Below are 20,404 nucleotides of genomic sequence, written 5' to 3'. Positions count from 1 at the left end.
AGTGAGTGACGTCAGACATCACCATCCTGCCATGGCCGCCCCGCTCAGGCGATTTGCAGAACCTTCACCACACTACTCATCTGGGACCGGAGCCTTCAGCCAGCGCTCGATGTAAAGCAGCACCCACGGACAGTCCGTATGATGACGAACCGCCTTGAGCAGCAACTCTCAATCGAGCACCCAGTCGAACCGCCAGCAGCGCTGACGGGTCTGCCGGAGCGCATCGATCGCCGATCGGCCGGGGCGATATCCGTAGGAGTCGTCGTGGAAGACAGGCTCCAGGATCGGCTCCAGATACCGTTTGGCCACTTCCTGGGCGATCCTGTCGCCGACCGTGGGAATGCCCAAAGGTCGGGTCCGTCCATCGCTTTTGGGAAGGTCAACCCGTCTGACCGGGGGAGGAAAGGAGCTCCCTGAGGACATGCGGTTCCCGAGCCGGTAGAGGTTGTTCGCAAGATCAGCCTCGAACTCCGCAATCGACTGTCCGTCTACGCCAGCCGCTCCCTGGTTGGCCTTCACCGTCTGGAAGGCCTCCCAGACTTCCCGCTTCGGAATGGAAAACGGCTTTGCCGTGGTCACAGAGCTCCTCCCGTTACCGGTTGGCGCTGCGCCGTGGCAGAACATTGCAGCCCCTTCGGTCCAGTCCCATTACAGAACCTTCCTTCCTACTACGGGCTGCTCCGCCCCTGTGCCCCGCATCGGTACTCTGGCCCTTGCGGGTTTTGCCGCTTGGACGTCTCCCTTGGCAGCGGGACGACAGGTTCTCACGTTCCATACAAGAGCCTGATCCGGCTTCGCGCCGCCTACATGCCGGATGTCGCTCGGGCGGTCTTCAGGACAGCCCCCGAACTGATCCCGGAAGCTCGATGACCCTCCGGTTTTGACATCATCTTTGGCATTTCGACATGTCATCAGCGGTTCGCTTTCGCTCGCCTCTCCGGATCGTACCTGACGGGACTTCAGCCCCGCCTTTGGCTGCAACGCTCACCACGGCCGCTCTTGACGACCGCAGCTTGCAGGGGTTTGAGGCCGTCACCTGACTGCAGACCTCGAGGGGCCAACCCTCATCTCTTGTACAGCTCCACATCTCCTCCTTCAGAAATGTGTTCGTGACACACCATCGAGAAACCACTTGTCGCCGGGTTGCGGCCGGCGCCGCTTGAGCGTCTTGGCGTAGGTTCGTCCGAAGCGCAGGCTCCACTCGCGGATGGTCTCGTAGCTGACCACAACTCCGCGCGCTGCGAGGATCAGCTCAACGTCACGTAGGCTCAGGCTGAAGCAGTGATACAACCAGACCGCCTGGTTGATGTTTCAGCCGGATAGCGGAAGCCGTGGTAGGGATTGGACGTCGTGCTCATGCCCGAGACCCTGTCACAGACCCCGAGCTCTGGCCAACTTGACAGCACCTTCAGCATCATGGAGAGAGCGACTAATGACCCGCATGCCGGCGGTGCCGTCCAGATATGACATCACCGTCACGTCCATAACGACTTGCGAGTTGGATTTGTAGTGAGATCATCCCTGAGACGGCTAGCTTTATAGCGGCGGGCCACCGGCCTTAGTAGAGGATTCAGAAGAGGGTCTGACCAACCATTTATACTGGAAAAGTTTGATTCAAAATGTATGTGGTGAAGGTTGTGCTTCTCTGGGCTCAGGATCAGGCCGCATCGCTGCAAGAGCCTGATGGGTGCCGGTATTGGGACAGTTTCGAAAAGCTTGGCTAGAGCTAGCCTTTGCTCGCGTTTGGTTTCCAGGCGGGCAATTTCCTCAACCTTTCCCTTGAATACATGTGGCGGAAGACGCGAACCCATATGAGCGTAGGCATGGATTTGATGGAAGAACAATGCCCACGCCGTTGTTCCTGCGAATGTAGCTTCCACCCAAAACCAAAAGTGCGTTTTAGGAGTCATAATCGTAAGTATCAGTAATAGAATGCTCAAGGGTATGCTGACATAGCCTCCTTTGGTCAAATTTGGACCGTAGCTTGATGGGTCAAGCGAGGGCTCATCATGGTGTTGATTGAACTCAAATGCTACTGGCCCCAGAATAGGAAGGCTATACGGAAGAACATAGTCGAATCCGAAATGCGCTACGCCAGTAAAGGCGTCAGAGAGGAAGCCACTGACTAGAAGGGCTATGATGACCAAAAATACACTAAAGTGACTATGTTGTGTTAAAATATACAGATTTAAAACAATGAGAAGCAGTGCGCCAGAGATTACGATTATGGATTTCTCTGGAAGCTTTATCTCTGACATTGTCTACCCCGCCAGATCTCTTGCTTAGCGCCTGACAGATTATACCAAAAATGTGCGCGATGCAGTACTATTGAGGAGCATATCAAGGTATTTATTAGCTCGACTCGTATGAGGCGGAGGATCAAATGCCATCATAATCGCTCCTGTGGGTTATAGCTTCGGGTGGGGAAGTCGGGCAAGGCGTGCACGTTGCTCGCGTCTTACACTCGTAGCCGGTGGAGCCAGAGCTTCTGACCAAAATGCCCCATTTAGGCAAGCCGGCTTGAGGAGGTGGGACCCATCTTTGGTGACGACAGCAAACCCTTTCGAGTTCCTCACGCACCAGGATCGTGGCCGTCTCGGTGCCAAGGGCCCCCAGTCGGGGCCGTTGATGTTATTAGCATCCAGAGAGAGTTGCCCCATTACTCAATGTTAGAGAAACTGCCTACAACACTCCAGGCAGCTATAGATCGTATGGGGTTGCGTGCCCGGCTATAGCACCGGGTGGCTATCGTTGTCGGAAATGAGGTTGCGGAGGCTCTTCAACAGCAACGACTCGGTACGGACATTCGGCAGATTAGGTGATGCTCGTCCTCCAAAGGATCAACCAGTGTTCCGACGCTATTCGTCCTTCTCGATGCGGATGGCAGCCTTGCCACCATTATTGTCATAATATGAGCGTGTGAGGCCGCGCCAAGGCATGAGCAGTCCCTGCCAAGGGACTACGGCGTCATTCACCCAAAGTCGCACCCGACCTGATGCGGGTGCTGTGAATCTTGCGACGTAGTCTGCGCCAGCGGGAAGGAATTCCAGCGGGAATGGCGCGTCGAGCGCCGCCTTGGGTCCCGGCTTTTGGCTGTCCGATATGATCGTACCAAAAGTCTGAAGCCATTCTCCACTCATGGACCGACGCAGAGGGAGAGCCAAGTATCCGATGGGCCAGGTCATTCGTTCCGAGCCAAAACCCTTTGGCGTTGTGTCGATCGTGTCGTCAGACCAAGGTTCAATGGGGGTCAGTCTGATACGATATGGGGTGCCTGCTGTGACATCGATCCCGGTGTCGGTGCACAATGCCGTCGTGCTGAATTCGGGCTGAGGATCGGCTTTCGGCGTTTTCCCGCCCGCATCTATCATCCTGTCACTCGTACCGACATTGCAAATTGTTCCCTCCGCCTCAGCCACTCGAATTGCTTTGCGGTAAGAGCCCACGACGAAGGGAGAAGCGAGGAGCACAATTAATGCAGCGAGCATTGAAATACCGAACACGAATGGTACGACTTGCCATTTCAAACGTTGCAGTACGGTCTGATAGTATTGATTCATGCGCAGAGTCTGGATCCATTTCTCACCCCAGCCAAGCTTAGGCACGTGGGCTTCCTGGCCGTGCAGGGGCTTCCATAACATCCACATGCGATCGTGGATACGCTGCCGTAGGCTGGCCCCGCGCATTAGAAGACCTACGAGGACACCGACCAAGGAGACGAAGATCCCAGGGTTTCTGGCAAAGGGGTCAATCCAGATCTGTGCGAACGCAGGCAGGAAACGGGTAGTCGCCTGTAGCAGTGGCGAGATGAACTGAGTGAAGGGTGTCGTCCAGCGGTGCAGGGTGACGACAACATCTGCCTGAATGATCGGTGAATGCTCGAGCATCGGTAGGAACGCCAGCATTAACGACACACCGACTGTGGCAAAGTAGTTGACGCGCTTGCGCCAAACGTCATTCCAGATCTTCGCCTGACCTTGGACTCTCGCGGAGACCTCTTCAAGGCTCTCAGGCCGTCGCACGATCCTGCCATCCCACCTAACGACACTGTATCTCTGGGGCAGGACAATCGGAGCGTAGTGGTGAGGTCCTGATCGGATCCGTTCGAGCACGCTTTCGTGAACCAGAACAGAGCGCAGAAGTGGCCATGTCTTCCGGTTGGGATCCTGCATGATTAAAGTGCTCGGATCAGGAGGATTTAACCGCGCCGAAATTTTTCGCGGCTGATAGCGGTAATAGCCCGCGAGCCCGCGGCGCGAGTCATGCATTGGAGCCGAAGCACTCTGGATTGGTGCAACCTGCTTCAGGGCGTCGGGGCGGAAACGCAGGCCGACGCTGTGCGCCTCGCTCATCATCCAGTGCAACGGGGCATAGGAGAGGGAGTCGTCCGGATAACCACCGCCGACGTCGGCGTGCATTCCTGCGAACCAAACCTGTAGGAGGCGCGGCACCTTGGACGGATTGGACTTCCTATGCGCGTCGATCTCATCCCATAGAAGCGGATGGAAAGCGTCACGCTCATCGTCGAGAGCGAGTGCGTGACGGGCGACCTTGACCTCCCGGCAAAGCGAAAAATCCGGCATTGAAAGAGGCCAGACCCAATCATCAATACCGCGGGTCAGTTCCGCGAGGGGTGTTCCATATGCCGCGACGGTGTCCCAGACACCAACGAATGCAACCTCAATGTTCTTAGCCGTCGGAATGCTAGTGAGAGGCCGTAGACCCTGGTAGCGGCGCCAAGCAGCAACTGCGGCATCTCGGATCTTTCGAAGGGGCCTCACGAGCCCACCCGTCTGATCGAAGTCCTGACGGTAGAGGCGGTACATGTCCCTTGCATAGGCGTTGAGTTCTCCGTCCGAAGAGCAGCGGAGTATCCCGTGTTTTGCGACGAGGCCGACCAAGACTCGAACGGTAAAGGCGCCGCGGCTAAACCCGAAGGCATAGATCTCGTCACCCGGCTCCCAAGTTCGGCAGAGAAACATATAAAGGTCGAGCACATTGCGCTTCAAACCCCAGCCGAAAGCTCCTCCAAGGAGAGCCAATGGCTTAAACGACGACGTGCCTACCCCGTCGTTGTAGAACGCGACCTGTGGCACGTCTCCTGTGGCTGGTTGGCAAAGATCAAGTGCTTGGTACATACGCCAGACATTCGTCTTGAAGAGCTTCGCCGAACTGTTCCCAGTTCCGTCCGAGAGAAGGATAATCCGCTTCATGGCATTGGTCTCTTAACAAGAGAGTCACTTGAGGGGAAAGGCGCGTCGCCCAAGAGCCTGCTTTTTACAACGGGGAGTTCAAGGCTGACCTGCTTACTCGTGGACGGCCTCCTTGCGATCGGTGGATCAACTGCTACTTGCTATGGTGTTCATTCTTTAATCATCCTTGCCTATTCGCAGCGCTCCGGAGTCCGCGGAACAGTGCGCTTCCGGCACTCAGCAATGCGCCGAAACCTCCAGTAGCACCGAACACACCAGTGATGATTGGGATGAGCGTCGCGAGCGTCCCGATCTGCGTTGGTTCAGGTCCAGTGCCAAAAGGAGTGCCGACAATCCCCAGTGCTTGCAGGATTGTGGTAATCCCGAGGCCGGCAGCACTGAGTTGCACGCTCGGTCGAGAGGTGGCAGGTTGCGCTGGTTGCCTCGGCTGATCCGCGACTGCGTTAGGCGGTGTCGAGTTTACTGCTGGCCAAGGCTGTCCGGTCAGCCTCTGATACAGCAAGGGCAACAGCACCGTCATTTTGTCGGCTGTCGGCGATTGGGAGGATTGTGTGTGCTCGGTTGCCGGTGGCTGGGATATCGGGGGAGCGATTGGCTTTCCAGCCAGCAGCACGCTCACGAGCTCAGTCGTATCAAGCCGCTTTCCGGTCAGTGCGGACTGAAGCAGAAGCGGCAATAGCAGACCTATATGATTGATGCTTTGTCCTGGCTTATCAGATACCGGGAACATAGATCTTTCCTTTGATAGCATTGCGAGGACAAGCATCTGCAGGGGATCAATCCCTTCGGCCTCTCGCCGGGGCAAGCCGATGCCATAACTGGAAGGTTCGTGGATTATCCGCCTGCGCACCTCGGTCCAGACATCGTCAGGGAGCGTGGCTGCTTCTGATGTCGGCTGAGTCTCGCCGAGGAGCGACACACCCAGCGCTGCCGCCGTTTCAGGCCCAACTGCTCCGTCGACGACCAAACCTTGGGCTTCCTGGAAACGCGCTACGGCTGCCCGCGTGTTGGGGCCAAATTCCCCATCAATCAGACCAGGGCTGAAGCCTTTGGCCTCTAGAGCTTTCTGAATTTCGGCGACGATCTCCTCCTTCATGTTGGGAGCGTCCGGTGCATAACGGAATGTGGGCGCAGATACTCTCATCGCGGGAGCAGAATCGTAGGCGATATCGGGGATCAGAATGCCACAGTGCCACTCGCGGCCATGAACCGTGTCGGCGATGACCCCGTATCGCTCTCCCTTTGCTTCAACAGTGCCGCCCTTCCCGTCACACAAGGCAATGTGGCCCATCTTGCCAGGAGCAGGCGGATAGCGAAGCAGGATTCCGCCGACCGTCGCTGCTGCCTCCTCGACAGACACGCGGATGCCGCGCTGCTCTGCATCCCTCTTCCAAGCCCCCGTGTAGGCTTCCGCCTGGGATGGCGCTACGGCATTGTCGACGCAGCCATAGAGGATGCCGGCCTCCTGGAACACCAGCCACGACATGAACTCGGCGCAATCCCACGGCCCATCCCAGTTGGGATCATCCTTAGGAACTCGAACATTGCGGTACTCCTCGCCAATGTGCCGTTGCGCTCGCCTCAACAATCCGGCTCCTGTAGCCGTCTTTAGCGGGACGTAGATCTGGGCATCTGCTGTAGTACTGCTCAAATATCCGTCGGCACTTCCGACCTTAAACATGCGGTGCGCTTGGCGCCATTGATCTTCGGTGAGATTGTTGCCATGCCCGGACTCGCGGCTCGCAATCGCTTTCAGTAGCGCGATCGCCTGCTCTGGATCATCCAACATCTGCTTCGTCAGAATAGCGTTCGGGTCGTAGCCCGGCACGCCGAACCCGTTCGCACCTGTCCATTTCTTTCCGGCTGCACCGATCGTCATACCTGTATACTTACGATACAGCAGATCGAAGTTCGCGGCGGCACCATTCACTGGAGAAGGAAACCGTGCGATCTTGTGCCCGCTCCCAATGATGCCATATCCGGTCTGGCCGAACCGCGCGGCCTCTGCACTTGGATATTGGGCACCAGGGTTGTTGTAGCGGAAGGATGCGGGCTCTGTTCCTTCGGCATCGTCCCGTCGTCTTGCGGTAGAGGCGTTGGTCGACATCCCGATACCTGAGAACATCTTCCGTTCCGGTTCACGTGGTCCATGGCTCAAATTCGTCATTTCAGCACGCGATCCCCTACAATGGAATTCTTCTGTTCGTCCGCTCGAGGAATGATCCTTTCGAGGCTGTGCCCCCTGTCCCTCGCCAACTGGCCTACTAACACGGCGAATCGTCGGGCATGGATCGCTTCTGCCTCCTTCAGGGAGACCTCGAAGAAAGTCCGGTACTGATGATGGTCTCGGGCATAACTGCACCCTCCACAACCGGCCCGAATATACAGATGACGGAAGTTATCTAGCAATAAACTCAAAAGTATAGTAGTAACGATTCTCTCTGATCTGTGCGGGGGCCTTGCCGGAAACGTCGCGGAATCACTTGCCGGGATATTTGAATTATCAACACTATATCGATAGTGCCTCTTTGCTCGTCACGGTACCCGCCCGGTTTGCGATCTGATCGGCTTTTGTCTTGTTCTAAAACTACAGTGTGGGTGGCGAACGAGCCTTTACGAGGACATTGAAGGCGATCTCTGCTTCTCGGTCGGTGTCGAGATCCCCTAAGCTCGACTCGTATGAGGCGGAAGATCAAGTGCCATCACAATCCCTCTTGTGGGATGCAGCGTCAGGTGGGGAAGCCGGGCAAGGCGAGCACGTTGCTCGCGTCTTCAGCGTTGGTGCACGGATCGTTTAGCGGTCAGGATGTAGTCGGCCGTCGATCTAAACAGCCACTCTATCCCGGTCATGCCTTTCAAACACAATGCTGCGCCGCCCCGTATCGGCAAGATGAATTTCAAGGTGACGAACCGGCCGGAGTATGAGGCTGCGAGGCAGCCTGACGGTGTGGATCACGCCCGAAGCGCATGACGCGCCGCAGCCAACAGCTGTATTCCGATCTACGATCGAGACCACTTTGATGCTGGGCATGGTATTCGGCCTGCGGCTGCGCCAGACGGTGGGCTTGCTCACATCGGTGCTGCAACTGATGGGCTTGGATCTCACCGTGCCTGATCAAACCACCCTCAGCCGGCGAGCACGGACCTGGCGATGGTCTGATGAGCAGCAAGGTGGCCGATCGTCAGGAGAAGGGCCCGTTAACGTCCTCATCGACGGCGCTGGGCTTGAGATTTACGGCGCCGGCCAGTGGCTGGAAGAAAGGCACGGCGCCAAGTCGCGGCGGAACTGGCGAGAGCTGCATCTGGCGCTAGATATCGACAGTGGCGAGATCCTCGCCCACATTATGACCGATCAGGACACCGGCGACGCGACGCAGGTGGAGCCGTTGCTCGACCAGATCGGCATCCCGATCTGCCAATGGCACCGTCATGTCTCATGGATAGGGCTGGCTAAACCGTTCTCAATCTCATGATTGCCAACACTCGTCGCGATAGACGATCATGCTACCTACGAGAGGCTCACGATCGGGCGTAGCGGGCGACTTTCCCGATGTAACTACGTCGGCGCACCACTAAATATCATTTCTCCGAGATTTGTTGCCTATGATGCCTGCCCGCGATTTCAGTTAAGACTTGTGATAGGTATAATCCATCGTGTTTACTATGCCCGTCACAACGCATGCATGTGAACGGGCCTTGGTAAGTCTGGGAAACTTGGGTCGTAGGGCAACAGGCATGGGGACTATTATAATGGTCCACGGGACCGGTGCAACCGGACCTGAAAAGGGATCCAGTTGGTGGCAACGAGGCAGCTTCTTCGAGGAGGACCTCAGCGCTCTGGTTGATGCCGACGGTACTGGACTCAAATTCGAGCACATCATATGGGATGGCTACAACAGCGAAATGTCCCGTTTTGCCGCAAGCGAAGCCCTGCGCAATCGGCTATTAACACTTGAAAGGCAGGATGAGAACTATTGCCTGCTAGGCCATAGTCATGGAGGATCTGTCGTTGCCAGTGCATTGCTGAATGCATCTAAACAAGGTCATCCCCTGCGCCATCTGAGAAGATGGATAACTGTTGGAACTCCCTACATCGAAACTCGGCGGCAATTTGCTTTGTTCTCCCGTCTGAAGCCTTGGGCACGCGCCGGATACCTACTATTCCTTTTCACAGCGATAACCTGGACATCCTTTGCTATATCTCTCTTGTTTTCTGAGCTAGACAACCCCGCTTTTGATCGCATGGTCCTGTTTGGCGGCCCCTCCTTATTGGCTGTTCTCTATTTAATACTACTGCTTTCTCAGCCTAAGAAAGTGAAACTCTATGGTTTCAAGCTTCCGCCAGAAGCGGCCCAAACTTTACTTGGCAAGTGGTTTCCGCTCTACCATCTAGATGACGAAGCTCTCAATGCGCTTCATTTGGTGAGATCGGCAAAAATTTCGTTATTCGATACAAATTTTGCTGTCCCCGCACTGTCTTTCATGTCTCTGATTTCCGTTCCGATCCTCATGTATGCGCTTTCGCAGTGGACGGTATACGAGGATTTCGCTGCCCAGGTTGGAACGTGGGTATCATTGGCACCGACTCCAAAGGCGCAACTAGGAAGGCTGGAGGCGTTTGCAAGAGAAAACCTGTCTGTCATCGCCTATCCGACGATACACATCCTACATATGCTCGAGTGGGTCGGCATTAGCCCCAACAATCAAGCCGCGCAGAGTCGAATGGTATTGGGCTTTGCTCTGTTTGCCGGTACACTCGGTGGGCTCTTCGGATTGTGGCTCGCAAGCATTCTGATTAACCTTCTGGTCGTTGTACTAGCGCAATATATTAGCTCAGCTCTGAGCTGGCTTTTGAACCGAATGACTCACACCCGGATACGTACGATAAGCCTAGGTGGTGACGCATTGGGGGAGGAAGTGATAGCCGCTGATAGTGCGCCGGGTTGGGTTGGTGGGCGCGGCAAACCTCTACCCGAGGATCTAGCAAATGAGATTTCTCACCTCAGTGACGCAGCCGCCGCGGAAGCGTTAAAGCGGATTAGGACGCAGATCGCAACGTTGGCTCTAGCTGGCGACGGTAATATGCTCAATTTTCTGACTTGGCGGGAGTTGGTTCATACATCCTACTTCTATGTTCCTGGCTTTCGTAAACTGATTGCTTATATTATCTCGCAATCAACCGGCTTCCGCGCGTCCAGAGCGTTCACTCAAGATCCAGATTATCATACCGTCGCCGGTTGGTACGCTCAGCTGGCCGCGTCTGCGGGCGCGCAGGGGAGCAACTATGATACGACCAGGGCCTGAGCCAGGGCATTTCGTTGCCCAGCAACGCATCTGGCATTCCGTTGTGTCCAATGTTCCGCACGTCGTGTTCCTAATTTTTATTTTGCTATCGACCCTATCGGCGAGCACAGTTACAGGAGTAGCATTCTGGTCTTGGCTCGCGTTAGTGGTTTTTGACGAAATACTACCTCGGGTTAAATCGCTTCCCGAGATCGCGGTTGAACACTCAGCGGATGCAATGCTTTCTGACGTGATGGTGAAGAAAGCCGGGGTCCTCTTGTTCATTCTGTTTGTAATCGCACAGACGGCACTTGGTTCAGACGCGAATTTGAGTGGCCGCGAATTTGTCCTTCTTTGTCTCACGACTGGGTTTCTGGGTGCGATTTTCGCCATTCCAATCGCGCATGAGCTAATGCACAGTAGGTGCAGGAACGACCGAAGGTGGGCAGTCGCCATTATGGCGATGTTCAGTTATCCGCACTTCTGCCTAGAGCACATACACGGACACCATCGCGGTGTGGGTACCTACAATGACCCTGCGACTGCACGTCTCGGCGAGAGCATATATGCGTTCCTTAGGCGGGCGCTAGTCCGAAGCTTTGTTAACTCATGGAAGCGGGAGATCACGCGGCTGCGTATTAAAAGGCGCAGCAAGTTCAGCATAGCGAATCGCATTTTTTGCTACTTTTCCATCGTTATTGTTATTCATTTTTTTGTCATGACTTTATTCGGGCTACAGGGGGCTTTGTTCTTTTTAATACAGGGCACAACTGGTATTATGACGCTTGAATCAATAAATTACATTGAGCACTACGGCCTTCAACGAAACCGCACCGAGCGAGGTTCATACGAGCCGGTCAGCCGTGACCACTCTTGGAACTCATCTCATTTCCTCACAAACCTTCTTCTGTTCGATTTGGCTAGGCACAGTGATCACCACATAAATCCCGGAAGGCACTTTCGAAGTCTCGCGCTCCGCCGGGAGGCGCCTCAGCTTCCGGTAGGATATTTCGGAATTCTGTGGCTCACGTTGCTTCCGCCGTTGTGGCGTCAACTCATGGACGTAAGAGTCCAGCAGAAGCTTGGCAAATACACTTGCCCAGTGAGATGAGGACATACGCATGAAGACCTGTCCGGTGTGTTTAAAAGACGATCTGAACGACAAAGCCAAACGGTGTCCACATTGCGGTTCGTGGCAGTCATTGTGGAGACGGCGGATCGGCGGCGCTATAGGTGGGATGTCTCTGCTCACGCTGATGCTGCTCGCCGCTCTGATTGTTGTTGGTTTATCGAAATGCTCAGGCGCCTAATTCGAAGTGTCTGAAGGAGGGGCTTTGGCGCAAGCTGGCTGATGACGGTTTGAGAAAGGCGAGTAGAGTCGAGGACGGGCGCGGTAGTTTAGAGCCGCTTGGGCAAACACCCCGTTTCCCGTCCCCGCTCATCGAACCGGACGTGCCGATTTCCGGCATCCGGCTCTCCGACTGACTTCACCGTCAGGCTGTCGACCGGGCGCCAAGGTGCGCGCTTTGCAGGCGGAGGACGCCAAGAGCCCCGAACACGAAGCTCGCAGGGAACTGGCGGACGCCTCTGGTCTGCACCTTGTGCCGTCTGGCCAGGAAGCGACACATGCGCTCGTAGACATGATGGTCGATGGCTTTGAACGCCGGCATGCGCGTCCCGTGCGAGAAGTAGTTGGCCCATCCCCGCAGAACACGGTTCAGGTCTGTGACAACTTCATCGCGCGGGCGCGTCTCACGCCGCGTCAGCATCGCGCCAACGGTGTCATCGTGCCAGTTTCGCGTTGTTCCTCGATCGGCGCCTTCAACCACATCTTGTGGAGATGAAGGACGTTCCGATCCACGATCCGCCCGGCCACTGACTGAATCAGAGCATCATGCGGAATCGTATCGAAGAATTTCGCCAGATCGGCATCGACCACGTCGGTGTAGCCCCGGCAGATCAACCGGTGCACCTCCTTGACTGCGTCTGTGGCGCTCCGCTTCGGGCGGTAGCCATAGGCACTCTCATCCAGATCCGCCTCGAATATGGGCTCCAGAACAAGCTTGGTTGCGGTTTGGACAACCCGGTCCCGGACCGTCGGGATGCCGAGTGGCCTTTCCCCGCCGCCGGGCTTAGGGATCATCACCCGCCGCACCGGAGCCGTCTGGTACGTCTTCGCGGCAAGATCCATCCGCAGGTCGGCCAGCCACTTCTCCAGCCCCTCCGCCTCGATCATCGCAAACGTCACTCCATCCACCCCGGAGAGCCGCGGTTCGCGCGAGCCAGCCGGTAGGCATGAGCCAGAATGTCGTGGCGATAGATCTTGTCGTAGAGCAGGTAGAAGCGATAGGCCGGTTCGGTCTTCGCCTTACGATAGAGCTTTCTCTGAAGGATCCGGATCTTTTCTGGTGTTTGCAGGCTCATCGCCAATCACCTCACCTCTCCAACTTCGATAAGCCTGTCAGAAGTCAGGGTCCTTCCCTCCAGCGGCATTACCCGCCTTCGTCAGTACTATGACCCTGTCCGACGCCCGCCCGAACCGCCACCCTGACGATGGCGTTGAGGTCGCGATCCCCGTTCGAAGCGGGCCTCCCCCGTTACCCGCATGACCTTCCCAGCGTGCCCTGCCCATTACCCCGGCGGATCGGATGGGTGCTTCTGTCGATTGCTTCTCCATCCGTGCAGTCTTCCCCGTGATACGGCCGGGTCGACATCCGCACATTGCCTTTCGAGGCCTGCTCAGGCTTCACTCGCGTTACGGCCCGCTGGGTTGCTCAGCCGCCTTAAAGCGGCTTTTGTCGCGAGGCTACAGCTCCGCTGGTTGCCCAACTGAACTGCTCGCCAGCTACCGGGTCTATCGACAACTACCCGGGTGGATCCTTCCTCCACTGGTTATGCGTGCCATCGGGGCACACCGTATCGAGGCGGGTGTCGAGCCTGCCAGAACCTCTACGAGTGAGCGGCTGTCGTGTTGCCTCAGGTAAATTTGCTACCGTCTGCCTCATCCAGAATGTTACCGACTCGCCCGGCATGAGGGATCTGGACCGACAAATAGGGTTGGCCTGCTGGCCTTGCCGATGAGCCGCTGCACGGCTTGTTGTCGCCAAGCCCTGACGCGCATCTGCAGCGTGTGAAGCTGGCGCAAGCTGTATTGTCCAGGGTAACGGGCTTGGAACTCGACGAGAAGTTCAAGGGCGGTCTGATCCGGACGTTCTTCAAGGCACACGGCCATCTCTGCCCAATGGTCCTTGAAGAGATCGGGGCGTCGACCACGCGATTTGTCATTGAGCCAACGATACGTTTGGGCCCGATCACAACGCCGCGCGCGAGCCGCTTGGCGCCAGAGACTGACCCGTCGGGCGAACGTCTTATACTGCTTGCGGGTCAAGCGACCTGGAAACTGGACGCACAACTCTTCGAAGAGCTGCATGGCACTTATACTGGGGAATTCTTCCAATCGTCGGCATGCGATCGGCCATACCATGCGTAGCGCCTGGATGCAGGCCTGGCCCGGCTCCGTGCAGACCGGCTTCGGCTTGTCCGGTATCTTCGCTGGAGTCTCCGTGAACGCCGGTGGGATCGGCAGCTTAAGCGCGGTGTCGGCCGAACTGAGAAACTAACTCCCCTGTTGCCTCACCGGAGAATGTTACCGGGCGTTGCGATGGAGTGAACAATCTCCGCTCCGGCAGCTGAAGGGCATGTGGGCATCCGCTTGATCCAGTCGCCGTCGAGGATGATCCGTCCCATCACGTCAGCCCGCCAAGCCTTCACGACCCGTTGCACCATCCGCAGGCTCCTCGTTCGGAAGCGCGACGGATCGGCATCCATGAGACGCTGCAGCACTGTTGCCGCCGGGATCGCGGGCTCGGCCTCAAGCCATGCCTTGATCTGGGCCTCATGCGGCTCAAACATGCTCGGCCGCTTCGGATATGGCTTGGTACGCCGATAAGGCCGTCGATGCGTCGGTCGCGTCTCGCCGGCCTGCCAGGCCGTCTTCAGGCTCGCCGCAAAGCGCTGAAGATCAATGACGACCGGTTCCTCAGGCGTGCTGCTCAGGCCACGACGATCAACCCGGTTCCCAAGCTCTTCCTGAGCCACGCGGATCCCAGTAAACAGCATCACCGGATCCGATGCTTCCATCAGGTCCCGTAGCCGCACTTTGGACGGATTCAAACGGTCGTCGCAACACCCTGAAGGAGGAGGTTGTGATGAGCATTCGAAAGCGTCGGTCGGATCGATCTGGACGAGCGCCGTTGCTGTCGCCAGGTCGGCCCCCTGTGGCGGGACGCGATGAAGGGCGTCGGTTCTGGCTGGCGATCGCAACGGGGATGAGCAGCGAGGATGCTGCGGTCGAAGCCGGTGTGTCACAACCTGTCGGATACAGGTGGTTCCGAAAGGCAGATGGCATGCCCCCAGCGATGTTCAGATCTTCAGCCAAGCCGCTCTCCGGGCGGTACCTGTCGTTGGTGGAGCGCGAGGAGATTGCGCTTCTGCGGATCCAAGGACGTTCCATGCAGGAGATCGGGCGCCGGCTCGGTCGATCCGCCTCAACGATCTCCCGGGAGTTGCGGCGCAACGCAGCCACCCGCAGCGGTGGACTGGAGTATCGCGCGACGACCGCCCAGTGGCATGCCGAGCGATCAGCCCGTCGCCCGAAGCCGACGAAGCTTGCCCTCAACGCGACCTTGCGCACTTATGTCGAGGAGAGATTGGCTGGCGTCGTCGTTGCTCCCAACGGCGTTGCCATTCCCGGCCCTCCCGTAGCCTGGAAGAGCCGCCGGCATGGCCAGCGACAGGATCGGCGGTGGGCCAGAGCCTGGAGCCCGGAGCAGATTGCCCGACGCCTGCCGATCGACTTTCCGGACGACAGGACCATGCGCATCAGCCACGAAGCGATCTATCAGGCTCTCTTCATCCAAGGCAAAGGAGCGCTGCGTCGCGAACTCACGGCCTGCTTGCGAACCGGACGGGTGTTGCGGGTGCCGCGGGCACGCGTCCGCCGGCGCGGGAAGAGTTTTGTCTCGCCCGAGATCATGATCAGCCAGCGTCCTGCTGAGGCGGCCGATCGGGCGGTACCAGGTCATTGGGAAGGAGACCTCATCCTGGGTCTTGGCAGCTCGGCGATTGGCACCCTGGTCGAGCGCACAAGCCGGTTCACGATGCTGCTGCATCTTCCTCGCCTCGCGGGCCATCGTGACGCGCCGCGCCTCAAGAACGGGCCGGCGCTGGCAGGCCATGGGGCCGAGGCTGTGCGCGACGCGATTACGCACACCATCATCACCTTACCCGAAGAACTGCGCCGATCGCTGACCTGGGATCAGGGAGCCGAAATGGCCCAGCATGCTCGTCTCAAGATCGATGCGGGCATCCAAGTCTACTTCTGTGATCCACACAGTCCTTGGCAACGTGGCACCAACGAGAACACCAACGGACTGCTGCGTCAGTACTTCCCGAAAGGCACCGATCTGAGTGTGCACAGCGCCGAGGAGATCGCTGCCGTGGCAGCCGCCCTCAACGCAAGGCCGAGAAAGACGCTGAGCTGGAGAACCCCTGCCGAGGTGCTTGACGAGTGGCTGCGGGAGGGTAACAGAATACGTGTTGCGACGACCGTTTGAATCCGTCTTGTCTGCCTCGCTCACACCGGGATGAGCAAGCACGCGAGCGGCAGGTGGAACCGGCGCATGATAGCGCTTTATCACGCGGGCTCCGATCCGCGTCTTCTCCTGCAGCTTGAACGATGGCTGGAACAGATTGCCGTGCAGACGCACCACAGCATAGAGGCGGGAAAGCGCCGCCGTTGCCTCCGCTCCGACGAACCTGCCATAGCCCACCAGCCTGCGCACGATGGCGCCGTTCTTCTGCTCCGCCCAGGCCTGATCGTTCTTGCGGTAGGCGCGCGACCGCGTCACTTCCAGTCCTTGACCTCGGCACCAGCAGACCACCAGTTCGTTCATGAAGGCGCTGTCATTGTCGAAGTCCACCCCGAGCAGCGGGAAGGGAAACAGCGACCGGGCCTGCTGGATCGCCGCGATCACAAGACCACCGTCCCGCGTGCGCACCGGCACGCACTCGGTCCAGCCGGTGGCGATATCGGTCAGAACCATGGTCTGGACGAAGCTGCCGGAGGACGAGGTGCCGGAATGGGCCACGAAGTCGACCTCGACATAGCCGGGCGGCGGATCGTTCCAGTCGCCGAAGGTGCGCACCGGTACCGAGCGGCGCACTGCCGAACTCATGCCGGCGCGAGGGCGCTGACCGCTAACAACTTGCCGCGCAGCTCGTCATCATCCACAGCGAGCCGGCCGTGCCGCTCCAGGGCCGGCAACAAGATCGTGATCATCGGCTTCAGGCGTTTCGAGCAGAGACGGTCGGATGCTTCCCACAACACAACCAGAGCCTCGCGAACCCTGGCATCATACCGGGTGGCGTATTGCCTGGTGGCAGGTGACCTCGTCTCAGGTCGGCAGAGGACCCGGATGGCATGCTTGCGGAGATAGCCGGTGACTGCGACGAACTCATCCAAGATGAGCTGCTTGTCCGCCCGGCCGCTTGATCGGTAATATCGGGCGACATGTAAAACTAGACCGAACCTTCTCAGTGGCCGCTTACGGCCCGAAAGGGCACCCAATGAAAATCATCCTCGTTCACGGAACCTGGGGTCGGGGATTTAATCCAGATAAAGATGCGCCCAGGAAGGTCGCGGGTGAGCCCGCTGATCCGCGGTGGTTTGAGGCTGGGTCAAGATTCTGTGTAGCGTTGAGCTCCGGTCTCTCGGGATTAGAGCAGGCGACAGATTTCAGCGCATTTCGCTGGTCGGGGGCCAATTCAATTGAAGAACGACAGAACGCGTCCGCGCTCCTAGCCAAGACGCTGGACAAAAGCGTCGCGGCGGCGCCGGAGACACTGCATTTCATTATCGCACATAGTCATGGCGGGAACGTCGCGTTAGACGCGCGACAGGCAATGTCGGAAACCGCGCTCAACGTGCACATTGTGACCTTGGCGACACCGTTTTTGTCTATTTACCAAAGAACGCCTCGAATTACCGATAGGCTGTTTGCAATCTGCCTTTCAGTCGGCTTCGTCGTATCTGCAAGCTATGTATCGATACTATGGGCAATTAGTGCGTCGATCGAGAATGCTGCATTTGTCTTGTTGCCTGGGATCACCTTTTTATCAGTTCTCATTGGTGCAATCACGTTCGTTAGCAGTGCATATCAGGTAGTTCGAAAGAAAAAACCATCCATCGATACCCATTCAACAGCTATAAATTCAGCAAAGCGTATCAATAATAAAAGCTTGCTCGCAAGCGGCTTATTGTTTTGTGCCGGTTTGCTCTTATTTGGATTTTATCCTGCTGCAATACTAATACTTAATTTATTGCCAGCTATATTTCTGCTATTCCTCGGTATCTCGAAAGCGAGCGATTTTTTGTATGGAGCCCCCTACAACACGCCAAGCATCCGCCAGAGCATTCCGAATCTAGCGATCCTGAGAAGTCAGCGTGACGAAGCGAGCCTCGCATTATTCTTTGGAAAAATCACAAGTCTTTTGGCTCATATCGCCGGGGTACTATCGATAATCGTTCCGATTGCCGCGGTCTCGCTTGCTTTACTGCTTCTGTACTCTGCAGTTGATTTTGCGCTTTCACAGCTCCGTGCGTACCGTGAATGCGTTGCGTTGGGCCAAAATTGCTTCATTCCTGGTGAATATGTCTTGCAACTGCTTATTGCAACGCTGGACTTATCGAATAAAACTTTCCGCTATCTCGCTTTCGGATTTTTGATTTGCGTGGCTTTTGTTTTGCTTGCTGCTGTATGCAAGTCGCTCTTCGGAAGAGAGCTGCTGTATCGTTCATTAAATTTGATCGTTGATGTTTACGATACTCCAGGCGGTTCGAATTCTTACAGTATAAACTGGTGTGCGCGTCTCAAAGAGAACCCGTTTGGCCTCCGCCATTCCCTCTATAACAATCCTGACGCGGTGAATAAAATCATCGCCTACATTACTCATGTCTTCGCGACCGGCTCTAGTCAGAGTGTGGATGCCGCCTCCGCGCAGACCTACGGAGCCTCGAGGAATAAAACATGGCGCGCAGCCACGGCAATTGCGGTCGTTGTAGGTACTTATGCAACCGCTGTTTTGGTGGCTTACGCTCCACCCGGCGCGACGTCGACCTTGTGCGCGTTGAACGCCTATTTCGAACCATCCGGTCTAAAAGGCGGTTTCACCGTCCTTGTGGCACGCTTTCAGAACGATGTTGAGGGGGTGGGCGACCGTCTCGTTAAAGAGATTCGCCACCGGTACGGTTTGCACGTCCTACGGACTTGTTCGCAGGTGACCAAGAACCGCGAGGACCGTTCATCTGCAGAAAACCTTCTTTCGGGCTACAATTCTGACCTAGTACTTTGGGGTAAGGTGGCAAAGGAAGGACAGATCGAGTTACAGATAACCGAGCGCCGTCCCCCTCCCAATGCAAATGAGCCGATCGTGCTCACGCAGGTTGATATCCCGGAATTCGTCGCCAAGCAGCTGCGGAGCTATTTGATGCATGCGATTAAGGATTCGGCCCAGGAAATTTCTTCTTCTGAACCTCCCGCCAATCTTGCAGACTATGCCGACCGGGTCGATGCATTTATTCAGAACACCGATTGGACCGATGACCCTTCCGAAGACCGGATGGAGAAATTTGAGCGCCGGAGGGACGAGATTGGAATGCATGCGGCCGCGGGCCGATTGATGCTAGCCGCTGCTCTGGCCAACAAGGATGGTCTGCGTGTGAAAAAAGCTATCTTTTATTTCGCTCGTGCATCATCGATTGTTGACGGTATGGACGATTTTAAGGAGTTAATCATAAACGACTGGGCAGACGAATATAGCCTCGCACTACTCTCGGACGCACGGCTAAACAAGGCTGAAGATTCAGCGAAGCATGCCGCGTCAATGTACTTGAAGAAGTATGAGGAAGCCGTCGAAAATAGAGTAATAACAAACGGTCAGCTACACCGGTATGCAGGGAACGCGGCTTCCGCGGTTTCGGAACTCTATTCGATTACCCGCAACCAGGATTCAGCGAACTCAGCGATTCGTCTGGCATGCGAGAGCTTGCTCCGGCTGCGCTATTGGCAGCAGGATAGAAAGTGGTTGGAGAAACGTAATGCTCCTCTGGCGCGGAGAGGATTGCAGCAGGGCATTCTCCCAAAGGCTCTGCCCCCCGAGCAGAGTGAGGCATATAAAATTCTCATGCACTTCGGCAAAGATCCATCAATTGTCTTCGCGCCATGGCCTGGGATGAAACTAAAGGATTGCGAGACGTTCTAACAATCTTCTTCGGTTGGCTCAGTCCAATCTTCAGCTCCCAACTGATTTTGCTAGACACTCAGCGTGCAACTGACCCGCACCGCCGCCGAGTACCAATGTCTGATGGATATCCAAGTGACCTGCCACCGAAGCTTCATCCAGTGGCGTTTAGAGCCTCGACAGGTGATACGCCGTGTGGCGCGACAGGAGCAAGGGGCCAGCGCGCGGAGCCTGTCCGTTGCGCAGCGCGATGGTCCCTTGCAGTTCGTAGGGCTTTGGAGAACGCCTGCGGCGTCTGATAGCCCAAGGAAGAGTGGGGTCTCTCCGTGTTGTAATCCTCGACCCAGGCCGCGATCAGCTCACGGGCATGATCCAGTCCGAAGAACAGGCTCTCGTTCAACAGTTCATCGCGCATGCGGCCGTTGAACGACTCGATGTAGCCGTTCTGCATCGGCTTGCCTGGGGCAATGTAATGCCACTCGATCCGGTGCTCGGTGCACCAGGTGAGGATGGCATTTGAGGTGAGTTCGGTGCCGTAGTACATGGGGAAGCAGCGCGGCGGAGCTGGCCCGGGTTGCGCAGCCGCGCTGCGTGGGGTGGTCATGGCC

General features: G+C 56.9%; 16 protein-coding genes and 2 pseudogenes. 7 read left to right on the top strand and 11 right to left on the bottom strand.

Annotation, left to right across the window (positions count from 1 at the left end; genetic code table 11):
• Positions 1-84 precede the first annotated feature (84 nt).
• The 5 genes and pseudogenes from JKL46_RS30355 to JKL46_RS30335 form a co-directional block, all read right to left on the bottom strand.
• Positions 85-624 (bottom strand): annotated as a pseudogene (locus tag JKL46_RS30355) (RNA-dependent RNA polymerase family protein); the annotation flags it as partial.
• 471 nt (positions 625-1,095) lie between these two features.
• A complete protein-coding gene (locus JKL46_RS30350) occupies positions 1,096-1,290 on the bottom strand; it encodes an IS6 family transposase (RefSeq protein WP_201841433.1) in 195 nt (64 codons plus the stop codon).
• 185 nt (positions 1,291-1,475) lie between these two features.
• On the bottom strand, positions 1,476-2,258 hold the full coding sequence (locus JKL46_RS30345) for a fatty acid desaturase CarF family protein (protein WP_201841431.1): 783 nt from the start codon (positions 2,256-2,258) through the stop codon (positions 1,476-1,478).
• 600 nt (positions 2,259-2,858) lie between these two features.
• Positions 2,859-5,213 (bottom strand): DUF2235 domain-containing protein, encoded by a 2,355-nt coding sequence (locus JKL46_RS30340; protein WP_201841430.1) that lies wholly within the window; start codon positions 5,211-5,213, stop codon positions 2,859-2,861.
• Between the two features lie 160 nt (positions 5,214-5,373).
• Complete coding sequence (locus JKL46_RS30335; protein ID WP_201841428.1) at positions 5,374-7,338, bottom strand: peptidoglycan-binding domain-containing protein; 1,965 nt, start codon at positions 7,336-7,338, stop codon at positions 5,374-5,376.
• Positions 7,339-8,103: 765 nt separating this feature from the next.
• Here JKL46_RS30335 and JKL46_RS30330 point away from each other — a divergent pair.
• From JKL46_RS30330 to JKL46_RS37055, 3 genes and pseudogenes are all read left to right on the top strand, one after another.
• A pseudogene (locus JKL46_RS30330) lies at positions 8,104-8,614 on the top strand (transposase); the annotation flags it as partial.
• 349 nt (positions 8,615-8,963) lie between these two features.
• Complete coding sequence (locus tag JKL46_RS30325) at positions 8,964-10,517, top strand: hypothetical protein (RefSeq protein WP_201841425.1); 1,554 nt, start codon at positions 8,964-8,966, stop codon at positions 10,515-10,517.
• Positions 10,498-11,607 carry an alkane 1-monooxygenase gene (locus JKL46_RS37055; RefSeq protein WP_425493332.1) on the top strand — a complete coding sequence of 370 codons (1,110 nt, stop codon included), beginning with the start codon at positions 10,498-10,500 and terminating at the stop codon, positions 11,605-11,607. Before JKL46_RS30325 ends, JKL46_RS37055 begins: the two co-directional genes overlap by 20 nt.
• A gap of 382 nt (positions 11,608-11,989) precedes the next feature.
• Here JKL46_RS37055 and JKL46_RS35940 read toward each other — a convergent pair whose 3' ends face one another.
• From JKL46_RS35940 to JKL46_RS35930, 3 genes are read right to left on the bottom strand one after another with little or no spacing between them, the layout of a single operon-like run.
• Positions 11,990-12,265: a group II intron maturase-specific domain-containing protein gene (locus JKL46_RS35940; protein ID WP_246529643.1), complete on the bottom strand. Its 276-nt coding sequence runs from the start codon at positions 12,263-12,265 to the stop codon at positions 11,990-11,992.
• Positions 12,259-12,732 (bottom strand): reverse transcriptase domain-containing protein, encoded by a 474-nt coding sequence (locus JKL46_RS35935; protein ID WP_246529642.1) that lies wholly within the window; start codon positions 12,730-12,732, stop codon positions 12,259-12,261. The genes JKL46_RS35940 and JKL46_RS35935 overlap by 7 nt, the downstream gene beginning before the upstream one ends.
• 8 nt (positions 12,733-12,740) lie before the next feature.
• Positions 12,741-12,920 carry a hypothetical protein gene (locus JKL46_RS35930; RefSeq protein ID WP_246529641.1) on the bottom strand — a complete coding sequence of 60 codons (180 nt, stop codon included), beginning with the start codon at positions 12,918-12,920 and terminating at the stop codon, positions 12,741-12,743.
• Between the two features lie 745 nt (positions 12,921-13,665).
• On the opposite strand from JKL46_RS35930, the gene JKL46_RS30310 reads away from it, so the two are divergent.
• The gene (locus JKL46_RS30310) at positions 13,666-13,986 is read left to right on the top strand and encodes a hypothetical protein (RefSeq protein WP_201841419.1); all 321 of its coding nucleotides are present in this window, start codon (positions 13,666-13,668) and stop codon (positions 13,984-13,986) included.
• Between the two features lie 143 nt (positions 13,987-14,129).
• Here JKL46_RS30310 and JKL46_RS35925 read toward each other — a convergent pair whose 3' ends face one another.
• Positions 14,130-14,636: a hypothetical protein gene (locus JKL46_RS35925; RefSeq protein ID WP_246529640.1), complete on the bottom strand. Its 507-nt coding sequence runs from the start codon at positions 14,634-14,636 to the stop codon at positions 14,130-14,132.
• A gap of 68 nt (positions 14,637-14,704) precedes the next feature.
• Between JKL46_RS35925 and JKL46_RS30300 the strand changes: the two genes are divergently transcribed.
• Both JKL46_RS30300 and JKL46_RS35920 read left to right on the top strand, forming a co-directional pair.
• The gene (locus tag JKL46_RS30300; protein WP_201841416.1) at positions 14,705-16,111 is read left to right on the top strand and encodes an IS30 family transposase; all 1,407 of its coding nucleotides are present in this window, start codon (positions 14,705-14,707) and stop codon (positions 16,109-16,111) included.
• 337 nt (positions 16,112-16,448) lie between these two features.
• The gene (locus JKL46_RS35920) at positions 16,449-16,664 is read left to right on the top strand and encodes a hypothetical protein (RefSeq protein WP_246529639.1); all 216 of its coding nucleotides are present in this window, start codon (positions 16,449-16,451) and stop codon (positions 16,662-16,664) included.
• A gap of 64 nt (positions 16,665-16,728) precedes the next feature.
• On the opposite strand, the gene JKL46_RS35915 is transcribed toward JKL46_RS35920, so the two are convergent.
• Positions 16,729-17,019 carry a hypothetical protein gene (locus tag JKL46_RS35915; RefSeq protein WP_246529638.1) on the bottom strand — a complete coding sequence of 97 codons (291 nt, stop codon included), beginning with the start codon at positions 17,017-17,019 and terminating at the stop codon, positions 16,729-16,731.
• Positions 17,020-17,123: 104 nt separating this feature from the next.
• Here JKL46_RS35915 and JKL46_RS30290 point away from each other — a divergent pair, with 104 nt between their 5' ends.
• The gene (locus JKL46_RS30290; RefSeq protein WP_201841412.1) at positions 17,124-19,817 is read left to right on the top strand and encodes a lipase family protein; all 2,694 of its coding nucleotides are present in this window, start codon (positions 17,124-17,126) and stop codon (positions 19,815-19,817) included.
• A gap of 133 nt (positions 19,818-19,950) precedes the next feature.
• On the opposite strand, the gene JKL46_RS35910 is transcribed toward JKL46_RS30290, so the two are convergent.
• Positions 19,951-20,404 (bottom strand): integrase core domain-containing protein (locus JKL46_RS35910; protein ID WP_246529637.1); only part of this gene is annotated, 454 nt, incomplete at its 5' end.

The sequence above is a fragment of the Microvirga zambiensis WSM3693 genome (assembly GCF_016735695.1).
Classification (GTDB): domain Bacteria; phylum Pseudomonadota; class Alphaproteobacteria; order Rhizobiales; family Beijerinckiaceae; genus Microvirga; species Microvirga zambiensis.
Note: the sequence above shows the minus strand (reverse complement) of the source record. Positions and strands in the feature narration are given on the sequence as shown.

What these genes read in the sequence shown, in the direction of transcription:
- JKL46_RS30345 (WP_201841431.1), bottom strand. Translation starts at nt 2,258, where the DNA reads ATGTCAGAGATAAAGCTTCCAGAGAAATCCATAATCGTAATCTCTGGC.
- JKL46_RS30340 (WP_201841430.1), bottom strand. Translation starts at nt 5,213, where the DNA reads ATGAAGCGGATTATCCTTCTCTCGGACGGAACTGGGAACAGTTCGGCG.
- JKL46_RS30335 (WP_201841428.1), bottom strand. Translation starts at nt 7,338, where the DNA reads ATGTTCTCAGGTATCGGGATGTCGACCAACGCCTCTACCGCAAGACGA.
- JKL46_RS30325 (WP_201841425.1), top strand. Translation starts at nt 8,964, where the DNA reads ATGGTCCACGGGACCGGTGCAACCGGACCTGAAAAGGGATCCAGTTGG.
- JKL46_RS37055 (WP_425493332.1), top strand. Translation starts at nt 10,498, where the DNA reads ATGATACGACCAGGGCCTGAGCCAGGGCATTTCGTTGCCCAGCAACGC.
- JKL46_RS35940 (WP_246529643.1), bottom strand. Translation starts at nt 12,265, where the DNA reads ATGCTGACGCGGCGTGAGACGCGCCCGCGCGATGAAGTTGTCACAGAC.
- JKL46_RS35935 (WP_246529642.1), bottom strand. Translation starts at nt 12,732, where the DNA reads ATGATCGAGGCGGAGGGGCTGGAGAAGTGGCTGGCCGACCTGCGGATG.
- JKL46_RS35930 (WP_246529641.1), bottom strand. Translation starts at nt 12,920, where the DNA reads ATGAGCCTGCAAACACCAGAAAAGATCCGGATCCTTCAGAGAAAGCTC.
- JKL46_RS35925 (WP_246529640.1), bottom strand. Translation starts at nt 14,636, where the DNA reads ATGGAAGCATCGGATCCGGTGATGCTGTTTACTGGGATCCGCGTGGCT.
- JKL46_RS30300 (WP_201841416.1), top strand. Translation starts at nt 14,705, where the DNA reads ATGAGCATTCGAAAGCGTCGGTCGGATCGATCTGGACGAGCGCCGTTG.
- JKL46_RS35920 (WP_246529639.1), top strand. Translation starts at nt 16,449, where the DNA reads ATGAAGGCGCTGTCATTGTCGAAGTCCACCCCGAGCAGCGGGAAGGGA.
- JKL46_RS30290 (WP_201841412.1), top strand. Translation starts at nt 17,124, where the DNA reads ATGAAAATCATCCTCGTTCACGGAACCTGGGGTCGGGGATTTAATCCA.